We start from the raw sequence: 17,954 nt of genomic DNA, 5'->3' as shown, positions 1-17,954 counted from the left end.
CCTCCTTCTAGACATATAATATTTTTAATGATCACCTAACCCCACATAAGATTGTTTACTAAGCTCTACCTCAGCTAAATCACCACTTGGACCAGGTATGTTTTTTTGATCGAGTTCTTTACCAGCAGACTTACCATACGCTAAAAACTTATTTAATGAAACATGATCTCCTCGCTCTAATACAGAACGTATATAATTTGCTTTTTCAGAAGACATGAACTCTTCGATTTGTCTAGGATTAGCCTTATCTAGCATTCCCCATACTGGCTTCATAAAACCTCCTTCAACCAAAGGCACCAAAAATCTCCCTTGAAAAACAGAGTTATTCATCATTTCTTTATTCAATGTCAAAGTACGATGATCATCAAAACCCTCTCTTGTCCATACATGTATAAAAATTCCCATAGCTGTACTTAAATAATACTCTGGACATTCCTTTACCATTAATTTTAACCAGAGATAGTAATCATCTTCTGGAACATTGCATGGCTTCAAAAAATCAAATAACTTCTGAAATTGATCAAAATTAGATATTTCTAGCATTCTGTATAAAGAGGCATATTCAGTATTTTTCTTTAAATCTCTTTTCAAAAGCTCTGGATATTTATTAGGACTTATCTGACTTAAACAAAATTCAAATACATCAGGATAGCCATTATCGTGTGCTGCATGCACTGCAATTCTCATAAAAACTTCATCTTTTTCCTGAGCACTTAACTCACTTTCAGGTAATGACTGAACCTTATCCCAAAAGAATTCCACTGCTTCTACACGTCTTCTATCTGAGCTCATCGCTGCACGGTTTAAACCAAACACATACGGATGCTGATCTTTTAGATCTAACTCTGAAATATATCCACTAACGAAATGTGACCAAAATTGCATCATTGTGTCCGTATACCAACTCCCACTTACTGATTTGACTAACTTTTTTAATGCATCTGAATCTCCCTCATTTATTTCATCTTCCCGTTTAAAATGTTCAAATAGAGAGATTATGTCTTCTTCTAAGCAACACCAACATGCAACCTGGTAACGATCAAAGTCATCTAGTGGATTACTTATACCCTTAGAACTTTTTGGTTCTATCATCTTTTTAGCCACTACTCTTCTATTGAGTTTGATACCATGTATTGTATCAGTTTTTTCCCAACATTCTTCATTTGATAATATATCCAAAAAGAACGGAAGTTTTTTTTCACCCCAACTGTCAAATATTTCCAAAAATGCACCGCACCAATTTTTCAATTGAAGTTGTTTAGATTCTTTATAAGGATCATCATCTTTAATAATAGAGAAAACAGCTTTTCTGAGTTCATCACAGTCCATAATTCTTACCTCACAAACAAAACCATATGTAAGATACAGAGCTATAATAACTTATAAACTCTATACTAATTTCAACATTACACTCCACCTTTGTAACTGTCAATTACTATTTTAGAAAAATTTTCCAACCTAAAGTAGTTTTCAGTAAAAGGCTCTTAACAGGCTTAATATAAGGTCTTTTGTTCACTTTTAAATTCTGTTTTTTATAAGTTTATCTTAATACTTATTGTCAAATGAATTATTATTAATTTAGTATTATATATCGCTAATAACTTAAATAAAATACCTATTTCCAGCGCCCAAAACCAGCTAGTGAGAGAAGAGTTTGTTTTGGAATGCGTTGGTCTACCAAACGATACATACGAACTTTTCTATATAATAATTTTACTATACCACAAAACTAGCTATATTAGCCTATTTTCACTACATTTACATACGAACTGTTTTGCCCAACTTTGTTGTAACAATTTCATGCTTTTATTTTTACAACGCCGCTTTTATTTAAATTGTTCTCGCAAAGGTAGGTACTTTTTTGTGCTTTTTGGAAAAAGTCAATAATTAGATTTTTTGTGGTGCTAATTGGCTTACATTTTTATTGAAAATATTTTTTTAAAAAGTGGTTGACTTATGAAAACCCCACATTATAATTAAAATTGGGTTTTTGTTATATTAGGAGGTAGTATACAAACGCCTAACTTTACTATATAAACTTCAAAACATTGCATTAGGTATCGTTTCATATGTTTACAAGCTCAAGATAAGCTAAAAGGATTTTATACATAAATCCATCATCAGGCTTATCTGATTCAGGAAATTATATAGTACTTTTTTGGTTGGTTTGTGAGGTGGTACAATGAAAAGTGTGTTTAATAGAACTAATACACCTTCTTTTATAGCTGGTACCCTTACTACTCTTACGTTACTTACGTCTGGGGTTTTTGCTATAGCTCTCTATGTTGCATTCTTATCTTCAATTGCAGCCATAGGTATATCCCTTCCCGTTATTTTGATTTTATTTGCGCTTTCTACAGCAGTAATTGCACTTTCATACAAAATAATCAGTCAGAATAAAAAATTAGATGTCAAAGAAGCAGAATTTAATGAAAAAATTAAATTAGCTACAAATACGCATCAAATCAAAGGGCTAAATATGGAAGAGCTAGATAAGAAGCTTAGTATTCAATGTGATAAAATGGAAGAGCTAAGGAATGAACTTAGTAGTTTCAAAACAACATTTGATAAAGAGCTAAGGAAAGAGCTCGATGGTGTTGCAATAAAATGTGAAGAAGAGCTGCAGATGGGCTTCTATGAAAAAGGTCAGGAAAGAGAAGAGATAATAACACTTGATGATGTTATACTTTCAAACGATATAAAACAAAAGTTGAGAAGGATTTGTGAACCAAATGCTCTAAAAAAAAGACAAGGATACATCTTGTGCGGTCAACCAGGAACTGGTAAGACGACGGCTGCTAAGGTGATTGCATATGAAACTAGATTTACATCTGCATTTATAAGCGTTTCTGCCTCTAATTTGACTAATACATCAAATATGCGTCAGGTTTTTGAGAAAGCAGAGAAGAACGCTCCTTGTATAGTTTTTATAGATGAAATTGACAGTATTGGCGCAAAGCGCCCTAATGATTTTGATGATGGAAAATATTCAAGATCTTTAAATTATTTATTAGAGAAATTAGATGGACTTAACACTATGGAAGGTATGACAGTGCTTGGTGCAACTAATCGTCCAGGTGTTTTAGATTCTGCGCCTACTAGGCACGGTCGTTTGTCATGCATTAATTTTCCTACACTAGAAGAAGAAAGCACATGTAGAAAACTGATACAGGGTCTGAATGGTACATTAAAACCCGCACATCTTAGATCACCTAAGAACGAATGTCGTAATTTTGTAGGTTTGTCAATAGCAGATATGAATGGTTTGATACAACTTGCAATTGAAAGTAAAGAACTTTTACTGACTAAGTTTATAACTGAATGTAGAAATTTCGCGAAGTCTCGTAAAAGTATGTCGAGTAAGCAGTATAATAACATGCAAAGCAATAATCAAGTGCCAACTAATCCTTTATTACACTTAGATGAGGGTTATGGTAGTCGTTGTAATTCACCTGCTCAAGTTACCAATGACTCAAGTGTATCCCGTAGTAGGTCGTCAAGTCTGTCAAGTCCTGGCGGTAGCAATAATGATCAGCCATGTCCAAGTAGCAATTTAAGTGAAGTACCGCCAATATCGCGTAGCCAGTCACTGAACTCTTTGCATTCTGATGATAATGATATTGAAGTAATTAGTAAATCGCAATGTCGTTAATCTAGCAAGCATAACTAATTAACAAACAGAAGCATAGTAGGCTCAGAGGTGTGCACATCAATGTCAGTGAAGTTTATGGTAGTAAAAAATAATAAAGTTAGAAAAATTATGCTTGCATTAGTTTTTTATGTGTTATACATAATGTCTTTAGTCATTTCATTATGGATTGACCGTTTTTCTAGTTATAAAATAAATAATTTTAGGTATGGATTATGGAATATGAGCAGTGGTTAGGCATATTAACTTCAATAAATGCTGACAATGATTTAAATGAGAGCAATATAATAAAAAAAATAGGAGAGAAGTTAGAAAAAGAAAATCCAGACACATATCAAGAGTGGCAGGATAATCAATGTGGCGTAAATTATACATTATCAGATAGTCAACTTACGTTGTTGCATATAGCTGCCGCAAATGGCCTTGCAAAGGTAACAGAGCTTCTAATAAAAAAAGGGGCTGACGTTAATAAAGCAAATCAATACGGATGGGCTCCATTACATTGTGCTGCTGCAGATGGCCGTACAGAAATAGTAAAAGCTCTCATAGAAAAAGGGGCAATTGTTAATGCAGTGGGAGAAGATAACTATACTCCATTACATCACGCTGCTGTAGAAGGCCATACAGAGATAGTAAAGACCCTCATAGAAAAAGGGGCAGATGTTAATGCAGTTGATAAGTGTGCTCTGTTACCCTTTGCTGCTAAAATAGGTCTTACAGAGGTGGTAAAGGATCTCATAGAAAAAGGGGCAGATGTTAATGCAGTAAATCAAAACGGTTGGACTCCATTACACTTTGCTGCTCAAATGGGTCATACAGAGATAGTAAAGGCTCTCATAGAAAAAGGGGTAAATGTTAACGTGTTGAGTGAATCTGATAAGGTGACTCCATTATACCTTGCTGTTCAAAATGGTCATGCAGAAACAGTTAAGGCTTTAATGAAAAAAGGGGCAAATCCTTTATTGGAAAATAAAAGTTATAGAACTCTCAAGCGTTTAACTGAATTAATCAAAAATAATCATCTTCCGAAAAAAGCAGAGAAAACAACAACAGGGGAGCAAGTGGATGATGAATATGAATTGCTTAAATATTCATTGCTGTTTCGTAATGGTTGTCCATTAATTGATAATGTTAGAAGAGATGCATTTGATAATTTATTATGTACGTGGTTTGCTGACGTATCTGGTTTAACACAAGAGCAAAAGGAGTTGAATAAAAAATTGTTAAGTATTCTTAAAGATCTTTCATATTTGAGTGATCGTGATGAAAATATTTTACGTAATTTTTTACGAGAGAATAAAGATGATGACGATCTAGAATACATCCTTAATCTTCCAAGAGGAGAATCTGGGTTAACAATATTGCATGTAATATCAAGTATGGATGGTAAGTTAGCAGAAAAATATGTGAATTTACTCTTAGAGGCTGGAGCTGATCCTAATAAAAAGGACGATAGAGGAAAAACACCATTACATTATGCTTCGTGTAATAATATAGGGTCTCTCATAAAAGCAGGTGCTGATCCTAATGTGCAGGATAGTGAGAAGAGAACGCCTTTGCATTGTGCTGCTGGTATTGGTGATGAGAAAAGTGTAAATATTTTCCTAGAGCATGGAGCTGACTCCAGTAAAAAGGATAAACAGGAAAAAACTCCGCTACAAGTTGCAACTGATAATCATAACTACCATGTTGAAATGCACTTTTTAACTGACAATCAAAAAAGATTGTGCACAGAGCTTGGTCGTATTGTTGATGCAGAAGACTTTTTCACAGACTTTACTGAACTAAAAGGGTTTTTGAGTAAATACAAGAGTACTCAAGATCTTAAAAGGATTTTGAACCTTCGTGATTATCAAGGAAAATCAGAAATTCTTCTAAATCTCAGAATCGTTTTTTATTCAAGACATTTTCGTGATTGTGAAGCTCCTTATGAAGAAGCAAAAAGACTGCTGTTAGAAGCGGAAGCGATTGACTATGAAAGATTAGATAGAAAAGAACATTCGCCTGAATCTGGAACTTTATGGGATAATTTAATATTAAACCAGCAGCAGAAGTTGAAAATGTTTTTAGGTGAAGTAGGTGCAGCTCAAGATATGAAGAAACTAGAACAAGTTGTAAACAAAGCTATAGAGTCTGGAGTAAGATTTAATTTTCTTATTCATCCAGGTAAAATGATGTACCAAGATACATATAATTTTACAGATTGTGTAATGAAAAAAATTAGTGCATTAAAAAAGAGTTCTAAAGTTGAAAATGATATAGAAGTTGCTAGTGGTATAGTATGTAAATTGGTATCAAAAGGAGCGGTGTTGCATAACTTAAGTAGTATAGATGTAATCGATACACTGGAATCAGAATTTAAAGATCACAAAACTAATATGAAAAAAGCTCATGAAGAATATGTCAATAATACTTTAGAGTTTATGGAAATTGTTAAAAGTGCAACTAATGGTAAAGTAAAAAATGCAAAAATAGATAACTCTACTTTTTACTTAGAATATTCTGAGAACAGCAAAATAGATGTTGCGAAGATTACAGATGGGGCAAGGGATTTAGGACTAACTCAAGGAGAAATAGAATACGGAAGAGATATAATAAAGATCGGTAAAAGCGAGGTAGAGATTATAACGCAAAAAGGCATAAGGTATTATACTGATCTTGCAGATGGTAGCGATATAGTATTAACTTTCTATACTAGTTTAGGAGAATTAGAAGTTAATTTGTCTCCTGACAAGAAAGATAAAGATAAAATAATAGTAGAAGTGAGTAATAAAAAGGAAATACTGGAAAAGTTCAAAGATTGTAAAGAGGAATTAGGTAAGAATTGCTCGCTTGGTGGGTATCTGGTCTACAATGCTATTGAAAAGGGATATTTTGAAAGGTCTGGAAAATTGATGCGTTCTGAAGCAATCAGTCAATCTAATGGAAAAACTGGTCCTTTGACAAAGCTTGACGAAATAAGAGGAGCCTTAAGTTTCAAAGAAACAGTAAACCGTTGTATATAGTAAGGACAGATGGTGATATTGAGTTAATAGCTTAAAGATTATTCTAAAAAAGTTATCTTGCTTCTTGATATTTATGGTCTTTCAAGCATGCCACTAGCTTTAAGATCTTGTAGGCTAGTTGTACTGATTTTAATCTAACTTTCTTCCCTCTTGTCTCCATCTTTATGGGCAATAATAGCCTCTTCTATGACAGCAGCTATTTCGTTCAGTTTCTTCACCTGATTGATTTCCTGGTTTTTATGCATTGCCTTCAGAACCTTTTCATAAAGATCTTGCTTTTTCTCATTGCTCAGTAGTTCACAATATTGTTTTAGCTGCTTATACTCAAGGCGTACTTCAAAAAATACTCTGGATTTCTTAAAACAATTAAGGGAAAGGGCTCCATTTCATTGTCAAAGGATTCAAACCGATAGAGGACAAGAATTTTTTGCTTACGAAGTGCAAGAGTGTCTAAAAGAATGGAAAATAAAATTCCGTCCAATTAAGCCGTTTTCACCACATTTAAATGGTAAAGTAGAAAGAGCGCAGCGTACAGATTTAGATGAATTTTATAGTAGCGTTAACATTAAGGATCATGAACTGCAAGTCAAGCTTAGGGATTGGGAAGAATATTATAATAAACAACGTCCTCATAGCTCTCTTCAGGGAAAGACTCCTTGGGAAAAATATAAAGAACTGGAAAAAACAATTCCTTGTCTAAGTGAAATACAAAAAAATTATTTCGGGAATGTTCAAAAAAGTGTGTCAAACCGAGAAATAAAAATAAAATAGAAACAAAAAATAGAGGTTTGATATATGAGTTACAAAATAGAAAATGGAACGACTGGCCTGGTAGATTACAAAGAGCTGGAAGCAAATATACTGTCATCAATAAGGGAAGGTAAACCATTGATGGGGAGAGATGGAGCATTAACACCATTTGTAAAAAGGCTGCTGGAAGCAAGTCTAGAAGGTGAAATAGAGCATCATTTATCCAATGAAAGAGAAGAAAAGAATCGAAGAAACGGAAAGAATGGCAAAACTTTGAAGACGAGTATTTGAACTATTGACACCAAGAGATAGAGAGGGAAGTTTCGAACCACAGATAGTGAAAAAAAGGCAAACAAGCTTACATCCAGAACTTGAAACAAAGGTCTTGAACATGTTTGCAAGCGGTGTGGGATACAGGGATATAGCATCCTATGTGGAAGAAATCTATGACCATAAAATATCTGCAGCAGAGATATCTGGAATTACAGATAAATTACTGCCTATAATCAATGAATGGAGGAGTCGTCCCCTACAATCAGTATACCCGATAGTATTTATGGATGGGATGTTTTTTAAGGTCAAAGAGAATGGACATTGCATAAGTAAATGCATGTACAATATATTAGGAATAGACCAAAATGGCAGAAAAGAAGTACTGGGTTTTTACTTAGCAGAAAGTGAGGGAGCTAACTTCTGGCTAGGCGTATTAAATGACTTAAAAGAGAGAGGAGTAGAAGACATTTTGATAGCTTGTGTTGACGGTCTGAAAAGCTTCCCTACAGCTATAAATAGCGTATTTCCCAATGCTGAGGTACAGTTATGCATTGTGCACCAAATAAGAAATTCACTAAAATACGTATCCAGCAAAGATATAAAAGTTTTTATGAATGATTTGAAAAAAATATACCGTGCTACAAGTAGAGAAATCGCCGAAAATTATTTACTTGAACTGGAGGAAAAATGGGGTGAAAAATATCCTTTAGTCATAAAATCGTGGCAAAACAATTGGGAAAATTTGTCTAGTTATTTTAAGTATTCTGGCCCTGTTAGAAGGCTAATTTATACCACCAATCCAATTGAGGGGTTGCACAGACAAATCAGAAAATTTACTAAAACCAAAGGTTCATTTACCAGTACAAATGCCTTGTACAAATTGGTATATTGTGCTATAAAAAAGATAGAGCAAAAATGGGCTATGGCTTTGCCTAATTGGGCTCTAACTATATCTCAACTTGATATCTTTTTTCCTGATAGGTTAAAAATTGAGTTGAACTAAAAATTCGCTTTGACACACTTTTTTGAACATTCCCAAAAATTTCTTGTGCAGAGGAATTTTCTTCTATAGCTAACACTCCTATTGCTTCTGATTAGATATTTTCTACGGTTTTATCGCGAGCAATCATTTTTTCTTCACCCGTGTCCATATTTTTAATTTTTAAAGTTTTACTGCTTAGCTCTTCATCACCAAAGATTAATACAACTTTTGCATTTGCTTGATTTGCTTTTTTCATTCGGGTTTTTAGAGTTCCACTATATTCGTAAATCACATATAAACCATTTCTGCGTAATTCACTTGCAAGTGTTAGAGCATGTTCTTCAACTTCTCCACCGATTGGAATTATATAAATAGGCCTCTCTTTTTTTTCAGCATAGTTGATTAATTCCATTATACGCTCAATCCCCCCTGCAAATCCTATTGCTGGAGTGTGTTTTCCACCTACTGAAGATACTAGATTATCGTATCTTCCACCGGCAAAAACTGCTCCTTGTGCACCTAAATCTTCTGTGACAAATTCAAATACTGTGTGACAATAATAGTCTAGACCTCGAACTAATTTGCTATTTACAGTGTAAGGTATGCCAAGAGCTTGCAGTCCATTTAACACCTGGTCAAAGAAATATGAAGATTCTTTTGTATAATAATCACTGATTTTTGGTGCGTCAGAGATTATTTCTTTATCTGTCTTATCCTTAGAGTCTAATATTCTGAGTGGGTTTTTAATCAATCTATTTTGACTATCTTCTGATAGGTCATTTTGAAACTTTTTTAAATACGATATCAAAGCTTCTCTATACTGAGTTATTGTTTCACTATCACCCAGAGAGTTGATTTCCAGCTTTACATTTTTATTGATGCCAAATTCAGTTAGTAAGTGCTGAGCGAGTGATATCAATTCAATATCAGCTTTTGGATCTTCTATGCCAAAAACCTCAAAATTTATCTGATGAAATTGCCTTTGTCTTCCCTTTTGCGGTCTTTCATAGCGAAATGCAGGCCCTATTGAAAATAATTTTATCGGCGTTTGCAGTTTTTTTTCAATGAGTAACCTAACAATAGCTGCAGTGAACTCAGGACGCAGAGTTATGCTCTTTCCCCCTTTATCAATAAAAGTATACATCTCTTTAGTGATAATATCTGAGCTATCACCTAAAGTCTTTGTAAAGACTTCTGTGTATTCAAATATCGGAGTTTGAACAGGTAAAAAGCCGTATAAACTTGAGATTCTGCTTGCTGTTTGCTCTATGTGTTTAAACTTGTACCATTCATCAAACAGGAGATCTTTTGTTCCTCTAACTGTTTGATTAGTCATAGCATAGTCTCTATACCTGAAACTTCTGGTATGTGATAGCTTAGCATATTCTGCACTCCTTGTTTTAAGGTAATTGCAGCACTTGGGCACCCAGAGCAAGCTCCTTGCAGTTCAACGTAAACTATTCCGTCTTTATAGCCACGGAACTTGATATCACCACCATCTTGAGCAACTGCAGGTTTAATATAACTTTCCATCAATTCTTTTATTCTATTTACAATTTCTATATCATTTTCATTAAAGAATTCTTCCTCTAGCATTTTATTATCACTTACTCCTTCTTTATCAAATGCTTTTCCATCAGAAGTAAAGTGATCCATAATTGTAGTTAAAATTTCCACCTTTACTATATCCCAATTCATTCTATCTGATTTTGTTACCGAAATAAAATCATGACCAAAAAATACTCTTACAACATGTTCTATTTGAAAAAGATTTACTGCTAGTTTGGAGTTCTTTATTTCATCTGCATTTGAAAAATCAGCTGTTTCTCCTTCGCTTAAAATTTCAAAACCAGGAAGAAATTTCAGCGTGTTTGGGTTTGGTGTTTCTTCAATCTGGATAAACATGTTATTTACCATGACAATTATAATTGTTACTATTTAATCATAAAATGATAAAAAAATATACATGTCATTCATCTTCTTCCTTTTTTTGATATTCACAATAATCACGTTTGTTTTACCTAGCGTTGTTGTATTTTTTCTCTTTTTGGCAAAGAGAAATAACATAAGTTTTATGATGAACTCTATATTAAGTAAGTTTTTGAACGAATTTAACAGCAGTAAAAGTTACACCAAAAATTACACTGGTGATAATATGTCCAAAGATGAAGCATTAAAAATACTGGGGCTGAATTCCGAGGCAAGCCAAAATGAAATCAATAAGGCATACCAAAATTTAATGAAACTGGTCCATCCAGACAAGGGAGGCTCGGAATATTTTGCACAAAAGTTAAACGCAGCACGTGATAGATTGCTAAAGACCTAATTTTTAACTATTGTTTTCTCTGTAAATTTTACTTGTAAATACTAAATCATGTGATACAAAGCCAAGGGCATTGTCTTATAGGAGGTATTTGATGCGAAAATACAGAATAGAAGAGTTAAGGAATAAATTGTTTATTGCTATAAACAAACTTGATTTTGAGAAAGTTAAAAGATGTGTCAGAAAGGCAAAGATTAAAGGTGTACAAAATGATATTATTAATGGTAAGCAATATGGCATGGCACCTATACATTTTGCTACTTACAGAGCTAACTCAAAGATATTGCAGTTTTTGATTAACAATGGTGCTCGTGTTAATGCTGTGAGTGATGCGTGCATTGTTCCTTCCGTATCCATTGTTGTAACATATGATATGGAGAAAGTTGTATTTGATTGTATTCACGGCAACACTAGCTTTCAAGGAATGCAAAATTTTACAGCTTTACACTTAGCACTTTATCAGTGTCGATTAGATATAGCAAAAGTTCTGCTTGATAATAATATTGATATTAATATTAGAAGTACAAATGGCAAAATAGCATTTGAGGTTATTCCAGGTTATGAAAGTCTTTGCAGTGATGGCTGTGACATAAAAAAAATATTCTTAGCTGTGTTAAGATTTCATAAAAATAATTGTACAGAACTATTACTTTCTGCTAGAATAAATACTAAGTTAGAATTAGAAGCTGGTGATACTCCAGATGCAGCAAGTAGTACAGCGAACCCTTTCTCAGCCTCCACCAGGGCAAATACTAAGATAGGATTGGAAGCTGGTGATACTCCAGATCCTGCACCAAGCAGTGCAGTAAAACCTTTTTCTTTTATTAATAGTATATTTAGTTGGGTAACCACTGCCACACTCAATGGCTTATTCAGCAGTGCTCCTACTTTACTTCCTGCACAGCAATCTGTTGATCACTTGGCTGGTAGCCCAATTGGTTCTTCACAAGTTGATTTTAATTCAACAGCTCTACTAACTGATGTAATGATCAGAAAGTTCACAGAGAAAAAATACTCAAGGCCACTAGAAGATTCACTTCTCACAATACAAGAAATTAGAGAAAGAAGTCTTAACACTATAGAAAAAAACTTCGAGACAGCACTTAGTAAGTGTGAAAAACTTTATCAACATCCTGAAAGTTCATTAAGCAATTTAACGATATCTAAAGGTATGCATCAAAAGTCCCTCTAAATCAGTTAAAATAAGCACTCGAATTCGAGTGCTTATTTACAAAACTTATCCCTTATTTCCTTTTCTAAAGCATATTGCTTCTTATTAAGAGCAAAAAAATTTGAATAAGGAAGCTCAGCATGTCTTGTACGAAAGTTAAAGTGATAGATTGATGAAGACCTAATTTTTAACTATTGAAATTTTTTCTCTGTAAATTTCACTTGCACATACTAAATTGTGTGATATAAAGCCGGGAACGTTGTCTTTTAGGAGGTATTTGATGGAAAGACAAGAAATAATTGAGAGCCTGAGAAAAAAATTATTTTCTGCTATAAACAGAGATGATTTTGAGAAAGTTAAAGAATATATTGAAGAGGCAGAACATAGACACATAAAAAATGAGATTTTGAATAATGAAAAATATAGTATGAAGCCTATGCATTCTGCTACTTACATAGGTAACTTAAAGGTATTGCAGTTTTTGTGTGATAGTGGTGCTGATGTTAATACTACTATTAGCAGTCGATATTTGAGTACTCCCTTACACATTGCTGCTATTAATGGCAAACTAGAAATAGCACAGTTTTTACTTGATCGTGATGCTAACATCAATGCTACAAATTATAAAGGCTTTACACCTTTGTACTTAGCATTTAACCATTGTCATTTAGATATGGTAAAACTCCTACTCTGTAGAGGTGCTGATGCTAGTATTCAAAGTCAGTACGGCAAAACAGCATTAGATGTTGTTGGAGGTTATAGAAAAGATAGATGTAATAGCAATAGTAAAATTCAAGAGATAGAATCTGTATTGAGCAGTGCTACTGAAGATGATTGTGAAGCAAAATTAACTTCTATAAAAGCAGGTGTTAAGGTAGGGTTAGACGCTAATGACGCCACAGATTCTGTAAGTAGTGCAGCGAATCTTTCATTATTCCCTACCAAAGCAATCAAGATAGAATTGGAAGTTAGTAATACCACAGACTTGGCAAGTAGAACAGTGAATTCTTCCTTCACTCTTATCAGAGAAAATTTTGAAGAAGTTAGCAGCACTGCAAGCAATGCAGTAAAACCTTCTTCTTTTATTAATAGTATATTTAGTTGGATGACTACCACCATCAGTTGCTTATTCAGCAGCGCTCCTGCTTTACCTACTGTACAGCAATCTGTTGCACGTTTAACTGGAAGTCCTATTGGTTCTTCACAAATTGATTGTAATGGAACAGTTCTGCTAACTGCTTTAGCAATAAGTAAGTTCACAAGAAAACAACATTTTAGGCCACTAGACGATTCACCTTTGACAGCAGAAAAAAATAAAGAAAGAGAACTTGACATTATAGAAAAAAAATTCGAGACGGCACTCAGTAAGTGTGAAAAACTTTATCAATGTCCTCGAAGTTCATTAAGCAATTCAACAATATCTAAAGGTGTATGTCATCAAAAGTCCCTTTAAAACAAGCACTCAAATTTGAGTGCTTGTTTTTGTGAAATCTACTCTTTAAACTTAAACTTTTTATTGTTTATTAGCGTTAAATTGTTACAATACAATGAGTTAAGATGACAAAGCTTTAAGTTATGGAAGATGATAGCAAAAAAGAAATAATAGAAGAAAAAGGTATATTAGGTTGGATAGAGTATAGACTGCCTATATTTTCTTTTCTAAAACATACTGCTTCTTATCAAGTACCAAAAAATTTAAATTATGCTTGGAATTTTGGTTCTTTAGCTGGTATAGCGCTGATTTTACAAATAATAACAGGTATATTTCTTGCCATGCACTACACTCCGCATGTTGATCATGCATTTAATAGTGTGGAGCGTATAATGCGTGACGTAAGTTATGGATGGCTGATACGTTATACTCATGCTGTTGGGGCGTCGCTCTTCTTTATGGTGGTCTATGTTCATATCATGCGTGGATTATATTACGGATCTTATAAGAGACCGCGAGAAATGGTATGGTTTATTGGCATATTTATATTTTTTGCAATGATGGCAACTGCCTTTATGGGATATGTTCTTCCATGGGGACAAATGAGTTTTTGGGGTGCAACAGTTATAACTAATTTATTCTCGGCTATACCTTTAATTGGTGATAAAATAGTTATATGGCTATGGGGAAGTTTCTCTGTTGATAATCCAACGCTCAATCGTTTTTTTGCGCTGCATTATCTTATGCCTTTCATTATTATCGCTTTAGCTATGTTGCATGTTGTTGCTCTGCATAGGTTTGGCTCTAATAATCCAAGTGGAATAGAAGTCAGGTCAGATAAGGATACCATTCCTTTTTATCCTTACTATATAGCAAAGGACTGCATAACTTTTGGTTTATTTTTTATAATTTTATTTGGATTTGTTTTTTATGCCCCTAATTATCTTGGGCATCCTGACAATTATATAGAGGCTGATCCTATGGTAACTCCAGTACATATAGTGCCAGAGTGGTATTTCTTACCTTTTTATGCGATGCTGCGTTCAATTCCAAATAAACTTATTGGTGTACTTACCATGTTTGGATCTATTTTAGTGTGGTTTCTTTTGCCTTGGCTTGATAAATCAAAGGTTAAAAGTGGTTCCTACCGTCCATTATTTAAGAAATTTTTTTGGGTTTTTGCAATAAATTTTGCATTTCTTGCCTGGCTTGGGGGACAAGAAGTTAAGGAGCCTTACATTACTTTAAGTAGGCTTTCAACTCTTTATTATTTTTCATATTTTGTGATAATTTTACCTTTACTTAGTAAGTATGAGAAACCAAAAAAATTACCAAAAACAATAAGCGATTCCGTTCCGGAGATGAAGTGATGCTGTTGGTTAAAGTTGCTGTATTTTGTATATTACTTCTCACTAATTCTTTGTCTGCAGAGGAGTTTAAACCTTTACCAAATAAGAAAATCGACTGGAGTTTTGATGGAATTACTGGATCTTTCGATAGAGAGTCAATTCAGCGTGGCTATAAAGTATACAAGGAAGTCTGTGCTGCTTGCCATTCAATGAATAGAATAGCGTTTCGTAATTTGCAAGATGTTGGTTTTTCTGAAGAGGATGTAAAACAAATTGCAGCCTCTTACCAAGTTAAAGATGGTCCGAATGATTTGGGTGAAATGTTTGATAGGCCGGGAGTGTCTTCGGATTATTTTATTGCACCTTTTGATACAAAAGAAGCAGCTGCAGCAAGCAACAATGGAGCAATTCCACCGGACTTATCATTAATTGTCAAAGCAAGACATGATGGTGCAAATTATGTCTATTCACTACTAATTGGTTATCAAAACGGTGAACATGATGAGAACGGTTTATATTTTAATCCATATTTTTCAACAGGCAGGTTAGCTATGGCACCACCACTCTCTGAAGGAATGGTAGAATATGATGGTACAAGGCAAGCCACAGTTGAAAATATGGCATATGATGTGGTAAATTTCTTACAATGGGCAGCAGAGCCAGAACTGGAGCGCCGACATAAACTTGGGCTAAAAATAGTGACATATTTTATAATTTTGACGGTGTTTTTTGTATTAACCAACAACAGGATTTGGAGCAGGCTCTATAAAAAGAAAAAATAGAGTTTTTTATGTTCATTCTTTCATACCTTATTTACACTAGTAAATGTATTGTATAGTAATAAATACATTATGAAAATATAAAGGTATGGAATTTCAAATAGTTACACATTTTCAGCCAGCTGGAGATCAACCACAGGCAATAGACAACTTAGTTGCAGGGTTAAATAGTAATAAAAGAGATCAGGTTTTGCTTGGAGTTACTGGCTCTGGAAAAACCTTCACTATGGCAAATGTTATTGCAAGAACAAACAGGCCTGCATTAATTATAGCACATAATAAAACTTTAGCGGCGCAGCTTTACGAGGAGATGAGAGGATTTTTCCCTCACAATGCTGTTGGATACTTCATTTCTTATTATGATTATTATCAGCCTGAGGCTTATTCGCCACAAACAGACACTTATATTGAAAAAGACTCTTTAATAAATGAAAGAATTGATATGCTACGCTATTCTGCTATATGCTCTCTTTTGGAGCGTAGGGACACGATTGTAGTTGCGAGTGTTTCTTGTATATATGGTCTTGGTTCGCCTGAGAGCTATCTCAGCATGACCTTGACTTTAAGTGCTGGAGATAAGATTCATGTTAATGACTTTCTGAATAATTTAGTTAATCTCCAATATAAACGTTCTGATGTCAGATTTGAGCGAGGATATTTCAGAGTGCGCGGCGATATTATTGATATATTTCCTGCCTATTATGAAAATAAAGCTTGGCGTTTATCATTGTTTGGTGATGAAATAGAGGAAATTTCTGAGATTGATGCCATGAACGGCAATATTATCAGACGCATAGATACAGTCACCATTTTTCCAAATAGCTATTACACTACATCACGTGAGACTCTTTTGCAAGCAGTTCAATTGATTAAAAAAGAACTACATGAACGCCTGGATTATTACTATTCACAGAACAAAATTGTTGAAGCAAAACGCCTTGAGCAGCGTACTAATTTTGATATTGAAATGATGATGGCAACGGGAGTGTGTAAAGGTATTGAAAATTATTCGCGTTATCTTTACGGAATGAAAGCCGGAGATCCACCGCCTACATTGTTTGAGTATTTACCTAAAGATGTAATTTTATTTGTTGATGAAAGCCATGTAACCGTTCCCCAGATAGGTGCAATGTATAGCGGTAATGAAGCACGTAAAAAGAAATTGATAGATTATGGTTTTAGGCTACCTTCTGCTTTTGATAACCGTCCATTAAAATTGGAAGAGTGGGAGGCAATACGGCCACAGACTATTTACGTTTCGGCTACTCCAGGAAAATATGAATTAGAAAAGACTAATCACGCATTTATAGAGCAAGTTATCCGCCCAACAGGACTGACAGATCCCATCTGCATCATAAAACCAACAGGGAGTCAGGTTGATGATGTGATTCATGAGGCACAAGTGACGATAAAAAAAGGGTTTTGTATTCTAATTACCACATTGACAAAAAAAATGGCTGAAAAACTAGCTGAACATATGAGTGAGCTCAGTATGAAAGTAACTTACCTACATTCAGATATTGGTGCACTGGAAAGAATTGAAATTATATGCAAATTAAGATCTAAAGAAATAGATGTTCTTGTTGGCGTTAACTTGTTGCGGGAAGGTCTTGATATTCCCGAGTGTGGATTGGTTGCAATTTTAGATGCTGACAAAGAAGGGTTTTTACGATCAGAGACTTCGCTCATTCAAACGATAGGTCGTGCTGCACGAAATGTTGAAGGCAGAGTAATTTTATATGCAGACAAAATTACTAATTCTATGGATCGTGCACTGAAAGAAACTGAAAGGAGAAGAAAGAAACAGACAGAGCATAATACACTGCATAATATTGTACCAAAAACTATAATAAAGCCTATATCAAATACTTTACGGGAAAAAGTGGTGATTGAGGATTTTAGTCAGAATGATCTAAGCAGTTTGAAAAAACAAATGTTGAAGCATGCTGAAAATTTAGAGTTTGAAGAGGCAGCAAAAATAAAAAGTATTATTGAAAGGTTTAATAATAGATCCACTGCATAATTAGAAAAAAGATGAATAATTAATAGCTAAACTGACTTTGATTTATCAACAATTTGAAAAAACATCATCTAAGTGGCAGAAAAATGAGCCAGTTCATGATAATTTCAAATTTTCACCTTTTATCTTATAGGTAATGATTGTTGAACTTATTTCTTTCTTGAGATTATGTACAGACTCTAACAAATTAAATCTCACAACAAATTTGTTGTTTCATAGCT

At 34.0% G+C, this 17,954-nt stretch carries 12 protein-coding genes and 2 pseudogenes; 11 read left to right on the top strand and 3 right to left on the bottom strand.

The genetic code is table 11. The features are described 5' to 3' along the window. Positions 1-24: 24 nt before the first annotated feature. Positions 25-1,329, bottom strand: coding sequence for a hypothetical protein (locus ACQH21_RS00875; RefSeq protein WP_425384295.1), 1,305 nt, complete (start codon positions 1,327-1,329; stop codon positions 25-27). A gap of 853 nt (positions 1,330-2,182) precedes the next feature. Between ACQH21_RS00875 and ACQH21_RS00870 the strand changes: the two genes are divergently transcribed. From ACQH21_RS00870 to ACQH21_RS00850, 5 genes and pseudogenes are all read left to right on the top strand, one after another. Next, complete coding sequence (locus tag ACQH21_RS00870) at positions 2,183-3,652, top strand: AAA family ATPase (RefSeq protein WP_425384294.1); 1,470 nt, start codon at positions 2,183-2,185, stop codon at positions 3,650-3,652. Positions 3,653-3,864: 212 nt separating this feature from the next. Further along, positions 3,865-6,654: an ankyrin repeat domain-containing protein gene (locus tag ACQH21_RS00865; protein ID WP_425384293.1), complete on the top strand. Its 2,790-nt coding sequence runs from the start codon at positions 3,865-3,867 to the stop codon at positions 6,652-6,654. Positions 6,655-6,939: 285 nt separating this feature from the next. Continuing rightward, positions 6,940-7,092: pseudogene (locus tag ACQH21_RS00860) on the top strand (IS481 family transposase); the annotation flags it as partial. Then, positions 7,093-7,425: an integrase core domain-containing protein gene (locus ACQH21_RS00855; protein WP_425384556.1), complete on the top strand. Its 333-nt coding sequence runs from the start codon at positions 7,093-7,095 to the stop codon at positions 7,423-7,425. It abuts the pseudogene before it with no gap. 24 nt (positions 7,426-7,449) lie between these two features. Further along, positions 7,450-8,680, top strand: a pseudogene (locus ACQH21_RS00850) (IS256 family transposase). 91 nt (positions 8,681-8,771) lie between these two features. On the opposite strand, the gene hisS reads toward ACQH21_RS00850, so the two are convergent. Both hisS and ACQH21_RS00840 read right to left on the bottom strand, forming a co-directional pair. After that, positions 8,772-9,995, bottom strand: a complete 1,224-nt coding sequence (hisS, locus tag ACQH21_RS00845; RefSeq protein WP_425384292.1) for a histidine--tRNA ligase — start codon at positions 9,993-9,995, stop codon at positions 8,772-8,774. Beyond that, positions 9,992-10,564, bottom strand: coding sequence for a NifU family protein (locus tag ACQH21_RS00840; protein ID WP_425384291.1), 573 nt, complete (start codon positions 10,562-10,564; stop codon positions 9,992-9,994). Before ACQH21_RS00840 ends, hisS begins: the two co-directional genes overlap by 4 nt. A 142-nt stretch (positions 10,565-10,706) precedes the next feature. Here ACQH21_RS00840 and ACQH21_RS00835 point away from each other — a divergent pair, with 142 nt between their 5' ends. From ACQH21_RS00835 to uvrB, 6 genes are all read left to right on the top strand, one after another. Further along, positions 10,707-10,985, top strand: coding sequence for a DnaJ domain-containing protein (locus ACQH21_RS00835; RefSeq protein ID WP_280143668.1), 279 nt, complete (start codon positions 10,707-10,709; stop codon positions 10,983-10,985). Positions 10,986-11,076: 91 nt separating this feature from the next. Next, positions 11,077-12,174, top strand: coding sequence for an ankyrin repeat domain-containing protein (locus ACQH21_RS00830; RefSeq protein WP_425384290.1), 1,098 nt, complete (start codon positions 11,077-11,079; stop codon positions 12,172-12,174). A gap of 259 nt (positions 12,175-12,433) precedes the next feature. Continuing rightward, positions 12,434-13,606 carry an ankyrin repeat domain-containing protein gene (locus ACQH21_RS00825; RefSeq protein ID WP_425384289.1) on the top strand — a complete coding sequence of 391 codons (1,173 nt, stop codon included), beginning with the start codon at positions 12,434-12,436 and terminating at the stop codon, positions 13,604-13,606. Positions 13,607-13,728: 122 nt separating this feature from the next. Next, a complete protein-coding gene (locus ACQH21_RS00820; protein WP_425384288.1) occupies positions 13,729-14,955 on the top strand; it encodes a cytochrome b in 1,227 nt (408 codons plus the stop codon). After that, entirely contained in the window at positions 14,955-15,716 is a 762-nt protein-coding gene (locus ACQH21_RS00815) for a cytochrome c1 (protein WP_264376048.1), read from the top strand. The genes ACQH21_RS00820 and ACQH21_RS00815 overlap by 1 nt, the downstream gene beginning before the upstream one ends. A gap of 85 nt (positions 15,717-15,801) precedes the next feature. Further along, the gene (gene uvrB / locus ACQH21_RS00810) at positions 15,802-17,736 is read left to right on the top strand and encodes an excinuclease ABC subunit UvrB (RefSeq protein ID WP_425384287.1); all 1,935 of its coding nucleotides are present in this window, start codon (positions 15,802-15,804) and stop codon (positions 17,734-17,736) included. The last annotated feature ends 218 nt before the right edge of the window (positions 17,737-17,954 follow it).

Source organism: Wolbachia endosymbiont (group B) of Eupithecia inturbata, assembly GCF_964030915.1.
In the GTDB taxonomy this organism is placed as follows: Bacteria; Pseudomonadota; Alphaproteobacteria; order Rickettsiales; family Anaplasmataceae; genus Wolbachia.
The sequence above is the reverse complement of the archived record's forward strand: the minus strand, read 5'-3'. Positions and strand labels throughout refer to the sequence as shown.